At 72.4% G+C, this 14,569-nt stretch carries 16 protein-coding genes; 8 read left to right on the top strand and 8 right to left on the bottom strand.

What is annotated here, in order from left to right; translation table 11 throughout:
* Nucleotides 1–46: 46 nt before the first annotated feature.
* The 4 genes from O7546_RS16855 to O7546_RS16840 form a co-directional block, all read right to left on the bottom strand.
* Complete coding sequence (locus O7546_RS16855) at nt 47–277, bottom strand: DUF2188 domain-containing protein (protein WP_194799102.1); 231 nt, start codon at nt 275–277, stop codon at nt 47–49.
* 128 nt (nt 278–405) lie between these two features.
* Nucleotides 406–1,785, bottom strand: coding sequence for an MBL fold metallo-hydrolase (locus O7546_RS16850; RefSeq protein ID WP_194799103.1), 1,380 nt, complete (start codon nt 1,783–1,785; stop codon nt 406–408).
* A gap of 36 nt (nt 1,786–1,821) precedes the next feature.
* Nucleotides 1,822–2,166 (bottom strand): rhodanese-like domain-containing protein, encoded by a 345-nt coding sequence (locus tag O7546_RS16845; protein WP_194799443.1) that lies wholly within the window; start codon nt 2,164–2,166, stop codon nt 1,822–1,824.
* A 50-nt stretch (nt 2,167–2,216) separates the two neighbouring features.
* On the bottom strand, nt 2,217–2,531 hold the full coding sequence (locus O7546_RS16840) for a rhodanese-like domain-containing protein (protein WP_194799104.1): 315 nt from the start codon (nt 2,529–2,531) through the stop codon (nt 2,217–2,219).
* Nucleotides 2,532–2,728: 197 nt separating this feature from the next.
* On the opposite strand from O7546_RS16840, the gene O7546_RS16835 reads away from it, so the two are divergent.
* Entirely contained in the window at nt 2,729–3,379 is a 651-nt protein-coding gene (locus O7546_RS16835; RefSeq protein WP_194799105.1) for a methyltransferase domain-containing protein, read from the top strand.
* A 6-nt stretch (nt 3,380–3,385) separates the two neighbouring features.
* Here O7546_RS16835 and O7546_RS16830 read toward each other — a convergent pair whose 3' ends face one another.
* A complete protein-coding gene (locus O7546_RS16830; RefSeq protein ID WP_281599342.1) occupies nt 3,386–4,588 on the bottom strand; it encodes a sugar efflux transporter in 1,203 nt (400 codons plus the stop codon).
* A 57-nt stretch (nt 4,589–4,645) separates the two neighbouring features.
* Nucleotides 4,646–6,220 (bottom strand): FMN-binding glutamate synthase family protein, encoded by a 1,575-nt coding sequence (locus O7546_RS16825; protein ID WP_281599340.1) that lies wholly within the window; start codon nt 6,218–6,220, stop codon nt 4,646–4,648.
* Between the two features lie 40 nt (nt 6,221–6,260).
* On the opposite strand from O7546_RS16825, the gene O7546_RS16820 reads away from it, so the two are divergent.
* The 4 genes from O7546_RS16820 (at nt 6,261) to O7546_RS16805 (ending at nt 8,771) form a co-directional block, all read left to right on the top strand.
* Complete coding sequence (locus tag O7546_RS16820) at nt 6,261–6,872, top strand: RNA polymerase sigma factor (protein WP_281599338.1); 612 nt, start codon at nt 6,261–6,263, stop codon at nt 6,870–6,872.
* Nucleotides 6,865–7,578 (top strand): hypothetical protein, encoded by a 714-nt coding sequence (locus O7546_RS16815; protein ID WP_194799109.1) that lies wholly within the window; start codon nt 6,865–6,867, stop codon nt 7,576–7,578. The genes O7546_RS16820 and O7546_RS16815 overlap by 8 nt, the downstream gene beginning before the upstream one ends.
* 67 nt (nt 7,579–7,645) lie before the next feature.
* On the top strand, nt 7,646–8,173 hold the full coding sequence (locus O7546_RS16810; RefSeq protein ID WP_194799110.1) for a hypothetical protein: 528 nt from the start codon (nt 7,646–7,648) through the stop codon (nt 8,171–8,173).
* A gap of 37 nt (nt 8,174–8,210) precedes the next feature.
* The gene (locus O7546_RS16805) at nt 8,211–8,771 is read left to right on the top strand and encodes a DUF5872 domain-containing protein (RefSeq protein ID WP_194799111.1); all 561 of its coding nucleotides are present in this window, start codon (nt 8,211–8,213) and stop codon (nt 8,769–8,771) included.
* Between the two features lie 64 nt (nt 8,772–8,835).
* Here O7546_RS16805 and O7546_RS16800 read toward each other — a convergent pair whose 3' ends face one another.
* Together O7546_RS16800 and O7546_RS16795 are read right to left on the bottom strand one after the other, a co-directional pair.
* Nucleotides 8,836–10,029, bottom strand: coding sequence for an endo-1,4-beta-xylanase (locus tag O7546_RS16800; protein ID WP_194799112.1), 1,194 nt, complete (start codon nt 10,027–10,029; stop codon nt 8,836–8,838).
* A 210-nt stretch (nt 10,030–10,239) separates the two neighbouring features.
* On the bottom strand, nt 10,240–11,244 hold the full coding sequence (locus O7546_RS16795) for a LacI family DNA-binding transcriptional regulator (RefSeq protein ID WP_262011873.1): 1,005 nt from the start codon (nt 11,242–11,244) through the stop codon (nt 10,240–10,242).
* Nucleotides 11,245–11,421: 177 nt separating this feature from the next.
* On the opposite strand from O7546_RS16795, the gene O7546_RS16790 reads away from it, so the two are divergent.
* From O7546_RS16790 to O7546_RS16780, 3 genes are read left to right on the top strand one after another with little or no spacing between them, the layout of a single operon-like run.
* Nucleotides 11,422–12,690 carry an extracellular solute-binding protein gene (locus O7546_RS16790; RefSeq protein ID WP_269697164.1) on the top strand — a complete coding sequence of 423 codons (1,269 nt, stop codon included), beginning with the start codon at nt 11,422–11,424 and terminating at the stop codon, nt 12,688–12,690.
* Complete coding sequence (locus tag O7546_RS16785) at nt 12,687–13,688, top strand: sugar ABC transporter permease (RefSeq protein WP_194799114.1); 1,002 nt, start codon at nt 12,687–12,689, stop codon at nt 13,686–13,688. The genes O7546_RS16790 and O7546_RS16785 overlap by 4 nt, the downstream gene beginning before the upstream one ends.
* The gene (locus O7546_RS16780; RefSeq protein ID WP_194799115.1) at nt 13,685–14,551 is read left to right on the top strand and encodes a carbohydrate ABC transporter permease; all 867 of its coding nucleotides are present in this window, start codon (nt 13,685–13,687) and stop codon (nt 14,549–14,551) included. Before O7546_RS16785 ends, O7546_RS16780 begins: the two co-directional genes overlap by 4 nt.
* Nucleotides 14,552–14,569 lie beyond the last annotated feature (18 nt).

Genomic DNA, 14,569 nt, shown 5'->3' with positions numbered 1-14,569 from the left:
CCGGACCCGAGCGGGTCCGGCGCCGTATATTGCCTGCGCTGCGTGCTCAGCCCGGGATCTCCCGGGGGTCGCGGCTGCGGGGGTGCGTGTTCTTCTCGCCGATGGTGCCGTCCTGCTTCTTGATCACGTGCTCGGCGCCGCGCTCGGCCGCCATCTCCCGGCCGGCCGCCTCGGCCTCCGCCTTGGTGTCGTGGCGGCTGGTCGCGCGCTCGTTGCCCTCCGGGCGGTTCTTCCACTGCCCGTCCTGCTGGTAGGTGTCGATGTCGCCCTTCGCCATGCCGTCAGCTCCCTCGTTCGCGTGTCCGATGACAATTGTCTGCCCATGCGAGGGGAGTGCTAATCCTGACGGCGCCGGACGACCCGGGCCGGGCGGGGGAGGGGGCCCCGCCCGGCCCGGACTGCTGGTCACGCGGCGGCGTGCAGGCCCTGCCAGGCGCCGTACCCGCCGAGCAGGTCGGACACGTCGGCGTGCCCGGCGTTGCGCAGCAGGCTGGCCGCGACCGAGGAGCGGTAGCCGCCGGCGCAGTGCACGACGACCGGCCGGTCCGCCGGCACCTCGTCGAGGCGCCGCGTCAACTCGGCGAGGGGGATGTGCAGGGAGCCCTGGACGGCGCCCTGCTCCCGCTCACCGGCGTTGCGGACGTCGAGCACGACCGGGGTGTCCGGGCCGTCGAGGGCTTCCCGCAGCTCGGTGGCGGTGACCCGGCTCGCCCGGGTCATCTCGGCGACCATCTCCAGGAAGGCGCCCTCGGGCTCGCGCAGGTAGCCGATCACCCGGTCGAAGCCGATCCGGGCGAGGCGGACGACGATCTCCTCCTCCCGGTCCTGCGGAGCCACCACGAGCACCGGCCGGTCGGGCGCGACGACACTGCCGGCGGTCTCGGCGAACCGGCCGTCGGCCGGCACGTTGAGCGCACCGCGAAGGTGCCCGGTCGCGTACTCCTGCGGGTCGCGGGCGTCGACCACGACGGCGCCGTCGGCCCGGGCGGCCAGGAACTCGGCCGGGGTGAGCGGGCGGGCCGGCCGGGCGTGGTCGAACAGCTCACGCGCCTTGCGGTTGAGCACCGCGTCGAAGGCGAAGTAGCCGGGCGCGGCCGGCTGCCCGCCGGTGACCAGGGCGAGGAAGCGCTCCTCGCTCATCGGCGCGCAGGCGTAGTTGGTGCGGCGCTGCTCGCCGATGGTGGACTGCCGTTCGGTGGACAGGTTCTTGCCGCAGGCCGAGCCGGCGCCGTGGGCGGGGAAGACGCGCACCTCGTCGGGCAGGCCCATCAGCTTGTGCTGCACGCTGTCGTAGAGCATCCGGCCGAGTTCCTCGGCGGTCACGCCGAAGGAGGCGAGCAGGTCGGGGCGGCCCACGTCGCCGATGAACAGCGCGTCGCCGGTCAGCACGCCGTACGGGACCGGGTCGTCGGCGCGCTCGTAGACCAGGATGCTGATCGACTCCGGCGTGTGGCCCGGGGTCTCCATGATCTCCAGGGTCACGTCGCCGAGGCTGATCCGTTCGCCGTCGGTGAGCTTGCGGCTCGGGTACTCGGTCTCGGCCCGGCTCCCGTAGCCGATCCAGGCGCCGGTCGCGGCGGCCACCTCGAGGTGCCCGGCGAGGAAGTCGGCGTGGAAGTGGGTGTTGACGACGCCCTCGATGGTCAGGCCGTGCGCCTTCGCGTCGGTGAGGTACTCGTCGATGTCCCGGCGCGGGTCGACGAGCACGGCCCGGCCGGTGCGGTCGTCGGCGATCAGGTACGAGGCCTGGGACAGGCAGTCGAGGTAGTACTGGGTGAACAACATCGGCCGTGCTCCTTCTCCTGGTGATGAGGGGTCTGCTCAGGCCACGTGGCCCGGCCTGCCGCCCTTGGCTCGTACCGCCAGCCCGGCGTTCGTCCACGCCCGCATGCCGCCGGTCAGGTCGTGCACCTCGTGGCCCGCCGCGGCGAGCAACTTGGCCGCCCGCCGCGACCGCGCGCCGGACCGGCAGACGGTCACCACGGGCCGGTCCGCCGGCACCTCGGACAGCCGGTCCGCGAGCTGGCCGAGCGGGATGTGCCGGGCGCCGGGGGCGTGTCCGGCCCGCCACTCGGCGGGTTCCCGGACGTCGAGCAGCAGCGCGCCCGCGCCGGACAGCGCCGCCGCCTCCGCCGGGGTGACCCGGGCGACGCGGGGGCCGAGCAGGCGGCGGAGGAAGCCGGTGCGCGGAGCGGCCGCCGTCTCCGGGCGCCCGGTCACGGCCGGCTGCCCGCGGTGACCGGGCGGCCCGAGCGCACCCAGGCCGAGGTGCCGCCGGTGACCGAGAGGGCGGTGATGCCCGCGCGTTCGAGCAGTTCGGCGCCGACCCGGCTGCGTCCGCCGGCCTCGCAGATCACGTAGACGGGGCCGGTGCGGGGCACCTGCGTCATCTGGGCGGGCAGATGACCCAGCGGCACACAACGGGCACCGGGGACATGGCCGCCGAGGTACTCGGCGGTCTCCCGGACGTCGATGACCGTCGCCCCGTCGGCGTGGGCGGTGGCGAACGTGGTCAGGTCGACCTCGCGCATGGGCGTTCTCCTTCCGGATCGGCTATACCCCCGGGGGTATCTGCTCTCGACGGTAGCGCGGCGTCCGGCCGTCCGCTACCCCCTGCTCGTGCGGTTGTGCTCGTTTGCCGGAACGGCAAGGTTCCTTGCTGTCCGCTGAGTTGCGGCGCACGATGGCGGGGCTCGGGCGGGAGACGCCCGGCGGCGAGGAGGCAGACATGACGGGGCACCACCACGAGCACCCGGCGGCGGACACCGACCCGGCCCGGTTCTGGGACGAGCGGTACGGCCAGCGGGACCGGATCTGGAGCGGCCGGGTCAACCCGGTCCTGGCCGAGGTGGCCGGCACGCTGCCCCCGGGCACCGCGCTCGACCTGGGCAGCGGTGAGGGCGGCGACGCGGTGTGGCTGGCGTCGCGCGGCTGGCGGGTCACCGCCGTGGACATCTCGTCAGTCGCGCTGGACCGCCTCGCCGTGGAGGCCGAGCGGGCCGGGGTGGCGGAGCGGATCACCACCGTCCGGCACGACCTCACCCAGGGCTTCCCGCCCGGCCGGTACGACCTGGTGTCCGCGCAGTTCTTCCAGTCGCCGCTGGTCCTGCCCCGGGAGACGGTGCTGCCCCCGGCGGCCGAGGCGGTCGCGCCCGGCGGCCGGCTGCTCGTGGTCGAGCACGGCGCGCCGCCGCCCTGGGCCGGGCCCGACACCGGCCACCACCGGTTCGCCGAACCGGAGGAGATCCTGGCCGCGATGAACCTCGACCCGGACGGCTGGGACACCGAGCGGCTGGGCGCGGCGCGCCGTACCGCCACCGGCCCGGACGGCCGGACCGGCGAGCTGATCGACCACGTGGTCCTGGTGCGGCGTCGCTGACCCCGGTCAGGCCCGGGCCGTCGGCCGGGTCAGCAGCAGCACCAGCAGCCCGGCCGCGCACAGCGCGGTGCTCATGCCGTACGCCCACCGGTAGCCGACCTGCGCGGAGAGCCCGAGCAGCGGCCCGGCGAGCATGGCGCCGATCGGGAACGTGTTTGTGAACAGCGTGGTGGCCCGGCCCGGCTCGCCCGGCAGCAGATCCTGCACGTAGGCGATGCCGACGCCGGACACCGCGGCGATGAACAGCGCGTTCACCGGCTGCGCGAACAGCAGGACCGGCACGCTCGGCGCCAGCGCGGCGGTCGCGTAGTAGGCGACCCCGCAGGCACCGCCGACCAGGATCAGCGGCCGCAGCCGGACCCGCGCGGTCAGCGCGCCCAGCCCGAGGATCAGCGGGATCTCCAGCGCCGCGCACAGGCCCAGCACCAGGCCGGCGCGGGAGGGATCGTCGTTCAGTTCGGTGTCGATGAACAGCGGCATCGCCTGCACGCCGACCGTCAGCGGGCACTGGAGCAGCACGAACGCGAGCGCCGTCAGCGCCAGCCGCAGCCGGGACGCGCCGCGCGGGCCGGGCACCGCGCCGTCCGGATCGGCCGCAACCGGCCGCGCCGGCAGCGGCAGTTCCTCCAGCCGGAACGCGGCCACCAGCGCGGCCAGCGCGTACATGACGGCGGCCATGCCGTAGACCAGGCGGAAGCCGCCGACGTCGAGCAGCACCGCGGCCAGCGCCGGCCCGGCCACCCAGGCGACCGAGAAGACGGTACGCATGAGGCTGACGCCGAACGCGGCCCGCGTGGGATCGTCCCTGTCGAACAGCGCCCGGGTGTACGCGAACGACTGCGGGAACAGCGAGTTCGCCAGCGCGGTGGCGGTGGCGGTCAGCCCCAGCAGGATCCAGTAGTCGCGGACGTACGCGGTCGTCCCCGCGCCCACCACACCGGCCAGCGCGGCGCCGACAAGCAGCGCGCGCCGGATCGGCAGGCGGTCCGACAGCCGGCCGATCAGCGCGGAGGCGACCACCCCGGACAGCGGGGCGACGACCAGGAACACGGTCACCCGTAACGGACTGGCGTGGACCTCCCGGTCGAGGAACAGCGACAGGAACGGCAGCACCACGGCGGTGGACAGACCGACGGTCAGGAAGACCACACCCAGCGGGAGCAGCCGGAATGGGCCGGCGCGCACCGCCGGCCTGGTGTCCACAGCCATGCGGCGGACTGTACGCGGCGGCGGCGCGGCGGCCGACCGGATTTCCCGCGGTCCGGGTCAGCCGACGGCGGTGGGGGAGGGTGGCGCGCTGCCGCCCCGCGGCGCCTCGGCCGTCATCAGCCGGACGATCTCCGCCCGGTCGGCGGCCGACGGCCTCCCCCACTCCGGCCGGTAGCCGAACGCCCGGTCCAGCGGGATCGACGAGGTCCGGCCGTCGAGGATCTCCACCGAGTCGGTGCCGATCAGCCCGGGATGCTCGACGCCGCACGCCTCGGCCACCTTGACCAGGTCGCGGCGCAGCGTACGGATGTAGTTCGCGGCCCGCACCGACTTGCGGGCCGGGTCCAGGCCCCGGGCCAGCCACGCGTTCTGCGTGGCGACGCCGGTCGGGCAGGTGTCGGTGTGGCACTTCTGCGCCTGGATGCAGCCGATCGCCAGCATCGCCTCCCGCCCGACGTTGACCATGTCGGCGCCGAGCGCGAACGCCACCACGGCGTTGTCCGGCAGGCCGAGCTTGCCGGCGCCCACGAACACCACCTGCTCGTGCAGGTCGCGTTCGGCGAAGGTGCGGTAGACCCGGGAGAAGCCCTGCTGGAACGGCAGCGACACCGAGTCGCTGAAGATCAGCGGTGCGGCGCCGGTGCCGCCCTCGCCGCCGTCGACGGTCACGAAGTCCACGCCGCGCCCGGTGTCGCGCATCAGCGTGGCCAGTTCCTCCCAGAACCCCAGGTCACCGACGGCGGACTTGATGCCGACCGGCAGGCCGGTCTCGGCGGCGAGCAGCTCCACCCAGTCCAGCAGGCTGTCGCAGTCGGAGAACTCGGCGTGCCGGGACGGGCTGACGCAGTCCTGACCGGCCGGGATGCCTCGGGTGGCGGCGATCTCGGCGGAGACCTTCGCCGCCGGCAGCAGGCCGCCGAGGCTCGGCTTGGCACCCTGGCTGAGCTTGATCTCCAGCGCGCGTACCGGCGCCGACGCCACCAGGTCCTTGAGCCGTTCCAGGCTGAACCGGCCCTGCTCGTCGCGGCAGCCGAAGTACGCGGTGCCGAGCTGGAAGACCAGCTCACCGCCGTTGCGGTGGTACGGCGACAGCCCGCCCTCGCCGGTGTTCTGCAGGCAGCCGGCCAGCGCCGCGCCCCGGTTGAGCGCCTCCACCGCGTTCGCGGACAGCGAGCCGAAACTCATCCCGGAGATGTTCACCACCGACTCCGGCCGGAACGCCCGCGCCCGGCCACGCGCCGCGCCGAGCACCTTGGCGCAGGGCAGCGTCACGTCGTGCCCGGCGGTCGGCGCCGACGGCGGCACCGCCCGGCCGAACGTTCGGTGCTTGATGATCGGATAGCCGGAGGTGTGCTCGATGTCGTTGTCGGTGCCGAACCCGAAGTAGTTGTTCTCCTGTTTGGCCGAGGCGTACACCCAGCGCCGCTGGTCGCGGGTGAAGGGCCGCTCCTCGTCGTTGCCGGCCACGATGTACTGCCGCAGCTCCGGGCCGATCGACTCGATCAGGTACCGGGCGCGGCCCAGCACGGGGAAGTTGCGGCGCAGCGCGTGGTCGCGTTGCAGCAGGTCCCGCGCCGCCAGCGCGGCGACGGCGGCGACAGCTGCGGGTACGGCTCTCTTCGCCCAGCTCATCCCGCCACTCTTTCCGCCCCGGCACCCGGTCAAACGCCTGATGGAACCCGGCCGCCCCGGGCGGTGTCATGGAAGCGGACCGACGGCGGAGGCTGCCCTGGACGACGACGACCTCGTCACCCGCGTACGCGCCGGCGACCGGGAGGCGTACGACGCCCTGGTCGCCCGGCACACCGCGTCCGCGTACCGGACGGCGGTGCTGCTCGGCGCCGGTCCGGACGCCGAGGACGTGGTCCAGGAGGCGTTCGTGAAGGCGTACCGGAAACTGTCCCGCTACCGGGCCGAGGCGTCGTTCCGGTCCTGGCTGCTCGCGATCGTCGCCAACGAGACCCGGAACCTGCACCGGACGCGGACCCGGCGGGACGGGCTGACGCTGCGCGCGGCGGCGGCGGACCCGGTCGCGGCGGTCACCGCCGAGGACGGGCTCGACGCGGTGCTGGCGGCCGAGCGCCGGGCCGAGCTGGTCGGGGCGCTGCGCCGGCTGCCCGCCCGCGACCGCGAGGTGATCGTCTGCCGCTACCTGCTCGACCTCGGCGAGGACGAGACGGTGACCGTGCTGGGGGTGGCCCGGGGCACCGTGAAGTCGCGGACCCACCGGGCGCTGGCGAAGCTGCGTGCCCTGCTGGATCGGGAGGTGGCGCACCGTGGATGACCTGGAACGGGAGCTGCGGGAGCTGACCGGCTGGCTGGAGCCGGCGCGCACACCTGACCTCACCGCCCGGGTGCGGGCCCGGCTCGACGTGCCCGCGCCGCGCCGCCGGTGGCGGTACGTGCTGGCCGCCGCGCTCGCCACCGTGCTCGTGGCGGCGCTGCCGCCGGGGCGGGCCGCGCTCGCCGACGCGGTGACCGGGCTGTTGCGGTTCTCCGGGGTGGTCGTGGACACCGCGCCCGCCCTGCCGCCGACCGGTACGCCGTCGCCGCTGCCCGCGCAGCACGAGATCGCCCTGGCCGAGGCACAGCGGCAGGTCCGCTTCCCGATCCGGGTACCGGCCCGGCTCGGCGCACCGGAACACGTGCTCGTCGCCGATCCGGACGGCACCGGCGCCCACCGGGTCGCCAGCCTGCTCTACCGGGGCGGGACGGTCCGGCTGGACGCCTTCGACGGCTCGCTCGACATCGTGTTCCACAAGCGGTCCCTCGGGGCGGACGTGACGCTCACCCACGTCGGCGGCGAGTTCGCGATCTGGGTCGGTGGTCCGCACGCGCTCGCGTACGTGGACCGCTCGGGCACGGAACGGGTCGCCACCGCGCGGTTGTCCGCCGCCACGCTGATCTGGGAGCGGGCCGGGGTGAGCTACCGGCTGGAGGGCGACCTGACCCGTGAGCAGGCGCTCGACATCGCGTCCTCGCTCGAGTGAGTGCGGCGGGAACCTCGGGACGCCGGGCGGTGTCCTGTCGACGAGAGTCGTCAACGGGGGAGGCCGGATGTCCGTTCCGAGAAGAGTCCTACTGGTGCCGGTCCTGCTGCTGGCCGGGTGCACCGCCGGCCCGGCCGCGCAACCGGCCGGCGGGCCGGCCACGGGCACCGTGCCCGCCACCGGACCGGCCGCGCCGGCGGCCTGCGCCGAGCGACTGGAGACCGGCCGGCTGCCGGACTGGGCGGATGCCGGGTTCACCGGCGACACCCGGATCCGGCACGTCTTCGGCACCCGGGGCGACATCGTGGCGATCCTGTTCGCGTATCCGCTGGTGCACGCGCGCGGCGACGGCGCGAACAACAAGATCCTCTGGGTGTCCCGCCCCGAGCCCGGCCGGTCCGAGCCGGCACCGCGGACCCCGCTGGTGATCACCGCGACGCGGGACGGGACGGACACCCCGGTCGTCCGGGAGGTGGCGGGCGGGCCCGGGCCGTCCATCGTCGACCTGCCGGCCGCCGGGTGCTGGCGGCTGCGGCTGGACTGGTCCGGCCGCAGCGACACGATGGATCTGGTCTACCGGCCGTCGTCCCGCTGACCGGCATGGCCGCTGCCGGTCCGGGTAACGCTGCGTCATGGCGAAGTACACCGAGCCGGAACTGCGGGAGCGCCTCAAGGCCGAGATCCGCGCCTCCGACAAGGGCGGACGGCCCGGGCAGTGGTCGGCCCGCAAGTCGCAGCTGCTGACGAACGAGTACAAGAAGGCCGGCGGGGGATTCGAGGGTCCGAAGGACGCACGGCAGCGCTCGCTGCAACGCTGGGGCGGCGAGAAGTGGCAGACCCGCAGCGGTGACACGCGTGCCCGCAGCGGCGGCGAAACGCGCCGTTACCTGCCTGAACGGGCGTGGGAGGAGCTGTCGGAGACCGAACGGCGGGCCACCGACACCCGCAAGCGCCGCGCGTCGCGTTCCGGCCGCCAGTACGTGCCGAACACGGGCCCGGCGAAGCGGGCCCGCCGGGACGCCACCGCCGCCGAGCAGATCAACGAGCTGCCGGTGACCGAGGCGGTCAAACTGGTCCGCGACCTCGACACCCGCCAGCTCGACGCGGCGCTGCGCCGGGAACGCGGCGGCAAGGCCCGCAAGACGCTCATCGGACGGCTGGAGTCGGAACTGGGCCGGCGCCGGGCGGCGTGAGCGTGATCCCGTGGCGCACCGCGACGGAGGGGCCGGCCCGCAGGCCGGCCCCTCCGCGCGACAGTCAGCGGCGCGGGTGCTGCGGGATGCGCGGCAGCACGTAGGGCGGACCGGAGAACATCAGGTCGGCCTTCAGTTCGTGGTACGCCAGCTTCGGCTGGTAGTTCTCGTCGTAGACGGTGGCCAGGCCCTCCGGCGGGTCGGAGAACGCACCGGGCACCCAGGAGTGCTTGTCGGTGAAGCCCCAGAGCGTGAACGACAGGCAGTGCCGCTCGGCCAGGCAGGCCTGCATCAGCACGCTGAAGCCCGCCGCGGACGCCTGCAGGCGCGGGTTGATCTCCGCGGAGTCGCCGGCCTCCACCCCCTCGGTGATCTGGCTGCGCACGTCCACCTCGGTGAGGGCCGTGGCCAGCCCGAGCCCGGCGAACTTGCGCAGCGCCGCGACCACCTGGAGCGTGCTGAAGTTGCCGTACTGGGTGCCCAGGTGGCCCTGTGCGCCCACGCCGTCGATCGGCACACCCTTGGCCCGCAGGTCACGGGCCATGTTGTAGACGAACTGCGTCTTGTCGTCGGCCGGGTTGCCGGAGCCGAACGCCTCGATGTTGTAGTCGTTGTAGAACAGCAGCGCCTTCGGGTCGGCGGCGCGGGCCCAGCGGAACGCGTCGGCGATGTAGCCGGGCCCGAGGTTCTGCGCCCAGAACCCCTTGTAGTGCAGGGTGGACGGGGTGTCCCAGGGGTCGCTGACCGCCTCGTTCACCACGTCCCACTGCCAGATCTTGCCCTTGAAGTGGGTGACCACGGCGGTGATGTGGTTGCGCAGGATCTGGCGCAGCTCGGCCTTGCTGATCGAGCCGTCCGCGACACCGCTGGTCAGCCATGCGGGCAGCTGGTTGTGCCAGACCAGCACGTGGCCCCGGACCCGCTGGTTGTTCTTGCGGGCGAACTCGACCAGCTCGTCGGCCGGGCCCCAGTTGTAGGTGCCCCGGGTGGGCTCGAGGCTCTCCCACTTCATCACGTTCTCTGCGGTCACGGTCGAGAACTCCGACGCGGCCAGCTCGCGGTAGCGCGGCTCGGAGGCGTCGTTGAGTGCGGCCATGTCCACGGCGGTGCCCACGTACAGGCCGTGGCGCTTGGCCAGCTCACGCAGGCTCTGCGCGGCCGGGTCGTACGGGCGTCCGGCCGTCGCGGGGACGACGTTGAGGGCGGTGGCGGTCGCGACGGCGACGGCGCCGGCGGCGAGCCATCGTCTCAGCTTCATGGTCGTTCCTTTCGGGAGGGTGCGCGCGGCCCGGGGGCCGGCGGTGGCGGTGCCGGAGACGCCGCGCCGTGGAACGGTTCGGCGGGCGCCAGGGTGGACTGACGATGCGGCTTCCGAAACTTCCGATCAACCTTCCGGAAGTAGCCCGAAACATTACGGACGCCGATAGCCGTCCGTCAATCACCTGCGCGAGAAGGGTGAGCCGGTGCGTCAGCGCAGCGGGTGGCAGGAGGCCCGGACGACCAGCTCGGTGGGGAGCTGGATGTGGGTGTCCCGCTCGACGCCGGCGATGAGGTCGATCAGCAGGCGCAGCGACTCGGCGCCCATGCGTTGCAGCGGCTGCCGGATCGTGGTGAGGGGCGGGTCGACGAGCGCCGACTCGGGGATGTTGTCGAAGCCGATCACCGAAAGGTCCTCCGGTACGCGCAGGCCGAGGCCGCGGGCCACGTCCACCGTGGAGATGGCCGAGAGGTCGTTGCCGGCGAAGATCGCGGTCGGCCGGTCGGCGAGCGCGAGCAGCTCGGCCGCAGTGCTGGCGGCGGTCTCGGTGCGGAAACCGCCCACCCGCACGAGCCGTTCGTCCACCGGCACGCCCGCGTCGGCCATCGCCTTGCGGAACCCGGCCTCGCGCAGCCGGGCCGACTCCAGGTCGGGGCGGCCGCTGATGTGCGCGATCCGCCGGTGCCCGAGCGACAGCAGGTGGTCGGTGGCCAGCACCGCGCCGGCGAAGTTGTCGGAGTCGACGGTGGGCAGGCCGGACGGGCCGGTGTGCGGGTCGACGGCCACCACGTGGAAGCCGTGCTTGGTCTCGACCACCGTCGGCGTCACGATCACGGCGCCGTCGATGAGCGTGCCGGACAGCCGCGCCAGGGAGCGCCGCTCCCACCCTATGGCCGCGCCCTCGCCGTCACCGCTGGAGTAGGCGAGCAACTGGTAGCCGCTGCCGGCGACCTCGCGGGACGCGCCCTTGAGCAGCTCGGTGGAGAACGGCTCGAACTCGGCGACCAGGATGCCCAGCACGTTCGTCCGGTGGCTGCGCAGGCTCTGCGCCCCCAGGCTGGCCTCGTACCCCAGCTCGTGGATCACCTGCTGGACGCGTTCGACGGTGGCCTGCGCGACGCCGTACCGACCATTGACAACCTTCGATACAGTTGCCACCGAGACGCCGGCCGTACGTGCCACGTCCGACATCTTGACGCGCTCCTGGAACACCACGCCGACGATGATAGAGGGCACTTCCAGGGGGATCGAAGACGATGTCGAAAACGTTATCGATACCGATTGACTTCACGTTACGGCCCTGTAAAACTCCCCGGCAGGTAACCCGACTGAGTGGTCGAGGAGACATCTGTGGTGATGAAGCGCCGTGCTGGTGCCGCCCTGGCACTGTTTGTGACAAGCGCTCTGCTGGCCTCCGCGTGCAGTGGTGGTGGCGACGAGGAGAAGGCCGCCGAGAGCGAGCTGTACAAGAACCCGGTGACGTTGACCTGGTGGCACAACGCGTCGCAGGACGGACCCGGCAAGACGTACTGGGAGAAGGTCGCCAAGGACTTCTCCGCGGCCCACCCGACCGTCAAGATCGAGATCGAGGCGATCGAGACGAACCAGCTCCAGCGCACCCGGCTCCCCGCCGCGCTGCTGAGCAACGACCCGCCGGACATCTTCCAGGCGTGGGGCGGCGGCGAGATGCGCGAGCAGGTCGAGGCCGACTACCTCAAGGACATCACCGACCAGGTGAAGGGCGAGGTGGCCGACATCGGCAGCGCCGCCGAGATCTGGCAGGTGGAGGGCAAGCAGTACGGCCTGCCGTTCCGGATGGGCATCGAGGGCATCTGGTACAACAAGGACATGTTCGCGAAGGCGGGCATCACGGCGCCGCCGACCACCTTCGACGAGCTCAACGCCGCCGTCACCAAGCTCAAGGCGATCAACGTCGTTCCGATCGCCCTCGGCGCCGGTGACAAGTGGCCGGCCGCGCACTGGTGGTACAACTTCGCGTTGCGTGCCTGCTCGGTCGACACGCTGAAGAAGGCCTCCAAGGACCGGACCTTCGACGACCCGTGCTTCGTCAAGGCCGGCCAGGACCTGAAGACCTTCATCGACACTAAGCCGTTCCAGAACAACTTCATCGCCACGCCGGGTCAGAACGACCCGACCAGCGCCAACGGCCTTCTAGCAAACGGCAAGGCCGCGATGGAGCTGATGGGCGACTGGAACCGCGGCACGCTGGACACCGTCGCCACGGACAAGGCGGCCCTGGGCAAGTTCCTCGGCTGGTTCCCGGTGCCGGCGATCTCCGGCTCCGCCGGTGACCCGAAGGCGGCCCTCGGCGGCGGCGACGGCTTCGCCTGCGCCAAGAACGCCCCGGCCGAGTGCGTCGAGTTCCTCAAGTACATCGTCAGCCCCGAGGTGCAGAAGGGCTACGCCGCCACCGGCACCGGCCTGCCCGTCGCCAAGGGTGCTGCCGACGGCGTCACCGACCCGGCGCTGAAGTCCATCCTGGAGTCCACCGCGTCGGCCACCTACGTCCAGCTCTGGCTGGACACGGCCTTCGGCAGCACCGTCGGCACCGCGATGAACGACGCGATCGTCGCGATCTTCGCCGGCAACGGGACACCTGAGAAGGTCGTCTCGGCCATGAAGGCGGCCGCAAGCAAGTGACGTCCGCATCGCAGACCCGTACGCCCGCCGTCGGCGCGAAAGCGCCGCCGGCGGGCCTCCGGCCCGGCGGCGCACGGGCCGCCTCCCGCCGCGCCGAGACCCGTCGCAAGTGGTACGAGATCATCGGGCTGACCACGCCCGCGGTCGTCATCTACGTGATGTTCGTGCTCGTGCCGATGGGCTTCGCGTTCTACTACAGCCTGTTCCGCTGGCGCGGCGTCGGCCCGCCCACCGAGTACGTCGGCTTCCGCAACTACACGCTCGCCTTCCAGGACCCGATCTTCCTGGACGCGCTGCGCAACAACGCGATCATCGTGTTCGGGTCGCTGCTGATCCAGGGTCCGGTCGCGCTGGGCATCGCCCTCCTGCTCAACCGCCGCTTCCGCGGGCGCTCGGCGTTCCGCCTGCTGGTGTTCGTGCCGTACGTGCTGGCCGAGGTCACCGTCGGCATCATGTGGAAGCTGATCCTGACCGAGAACGGCACGCTCGACGCGCTGCTGCAGTCGATCGGGCTCGGCGGCCTGGTGCAGGCGTGGCTGGCCGACCTGGACGTGGTGATCTGGACGCTGCTGTTCGTCCTGACCTGGAAATACGTCGGCTTCGCCATCATCCTGCTGCTCGCCGGCCTGTCGAACGTGCCGCAGGAGCTGAACGAGGCCGCCGAGATCGACGGCGCGAGCTGGTGGCAGATCCAGCGCCACGTCACGCTGCCGCTGCTCGGCCCCACCATCCGGATCTGGATGTTCCTGTCGATGATCGGCTCGCTGCAGGTCTTCGACATGATCTGGGTGACCTCGGTGCCGGCGGTACGGTCCCTCGGCGCCTCGGCCACCATGGCGACGTACATGGTGGACAACGGCTTCTTCGCCCGGCTCTGGGGCTACGGCAACGCGGTGGCCGTGATCCTGTTCGCCATCTCGTTCGTCGCGGCGCTGTTGTTCCAGCGGTTCCTGCTCCGCCGGGACATCGAGGGTGCCATCACCCGGAAGGGGAAGTGACAGTGGCCGTGAACTCCGTATCCGCCCCCTCGGCCGGGCGCCGGCCGGTGCAGTGGAGCTCGCCGCTGACGTACGCGATCGCGCTCGCGGTCGCGGCCGTGTCGATCGCACCCGTCGTGTACGTCGTCGTCGGCGGTTTCCGGACCACGCCGCAGATCGTGGACGACCCGGCCGGCCTGCCGGACCCGTGGGTCTGGGACAACTACTACCGGGTGCTGACCCAGAGCGACTTCTGGAAGCAGGCGTTCAACAGCGCCGTGGTCGCCCTCGGCACCACGCTCGGCGTGGTGGTGCTCGGCATGGCCGCCGCGTTCGTGCTCGCCCGCTACACGTTCCGCGGCCGCGAAGGGCTCTACACCTTCTTCACCCTCGGCCTGCTGTTCCCAGCCGGCGCGGCGATCCTGCCGCTGTACCTCATGCTGCGCGACCTGAACCTGATCAACTCCTACTACGCGGTGATCCTTCCGCAGGTGGCCTTCTCGTTGCCGCTGACGATCGTCATCCTGCGGCCGTTCCTGTCGGCCATCCCGCGGGAGCTGGAGGACGCGGCCGCCATCGACGGCGCCGGCCGGCTCGGCTTCCTCTGGCGGATCGTGCTGCCGCTGTCGCGGCCCGCGGTCGTCACCGTCGGCATCCTCGCGTTCGTGGCGAGCTGGAACGCGTTCCTCCTGCCGCTGCTCGTCCTCGGGGACGTCAACCTGCACACCCTGCCGCTGGGCGTGCAGAACTTCTCCAGCCAGTACACCACCGACACCGCGGGAGTCCTCGCCTTCACGTCGCTGGCGATGTTGCCGGCGCTGCTGTTCTTCACCCTGGCGGAGAAGCAGATCGTGGGCGGTCTCCAGGGCGCGGTCAAGGGCTGAGCGGCGGCGGCACCAGCA

The sequence above is a fragment of the Micromonospora sp. WMMA1976 genome, from assembly GCF_027497335.1.
Lineage (GTDB): Bacteria > Actinomycetota > Actinomycetes > Mycobacteriales > Micromonosporaceae > Micromonospora > Micromonospora aurantiaca.
The sequence above is the reverse complement of the archived record's forward strand: the minus strand, read 5'-3'. Positions and strand labels throughout refer to the sequence as shown.

What these genes read in the sequence shown, in the direction of transcription:
- O7546_RS16820 (WP_281599338.1), top strand. Translation starts at nt 6,261, where the DNA reads ATGGAACCCGGCCGCCCCGGGCGGTGTCATGGAAGCGGACCGACGGCG.
- O7546_RS16850 (WP_194799103.1), bottom strand. Translation starts at nt 1,785, where the DNA reads ATGTTGTTCACCCAGTACTACCTCGACTGCCTGTCCCAGGCCTCGTAC.
- O7546_RS16810 (WP_194799110.1), top strand. Translation starts at nt 7,646, where the DNA reads ATGTCCGTTCCGAGAAGAGTCCTACTGGTGCCGGTCCTGCTGCTGGCC.
- O7546_RS16800 (WP_194799112.1), bottom strand. Translation starts at nt 10,029, where the DNA reads ATGAAGCTGAGACGATGGCTCGCCGCCGGCGCCGTCGCCGTCGCGACC.
- O7546_RS16830 (WP_281599342.1), bottom strand. Translation starts at nt 4,588, where the DNA reads ATGGCTGTGGACACCAGGCCGGCGGTGCGCGCCGGCCCATTCCGGCTG.
- O7546_RS16840 (WP_194799104.1), bottom strand. Translation starts at nt 2,531, where the DNA reads ATGCGCGAGGTCGACCTGACCACGTTCGCCACCGCCCACGCCGACGGG.
- O7546_RS16855 (WP_194799102.1), bottom strand. Translation starts at nt 277, where the DNA reads ATGGCGAAGGGCGACATCGACACCTACCAGCAGGACGGGCAGTGGAAG.
- O7546_RS16835 (WP_194799105.1), top strand. Translation starts at nt 2,729, where the DNA reads ATGACGGGGCACCACCACGAGCACCCGGCGGCGGACACCGACCCGGCC.
- O7546_RS16825 (WP_281599340.1), bottom strand. Translation starts at nt 6,220, where the DNA reads ATGAGCTGGGCGAAGAGAGCCGTACCCGCAGCTGTCGCCGCCGTCGCC.
- O7546_RS16805 (WP_194799111.1), top strand. Translation starts at nt 8,211, where the DNA reads ATGGCGAAGTACACCGAGCCGGAACTGCGGGAGCGCCTCAAGGCCGAG.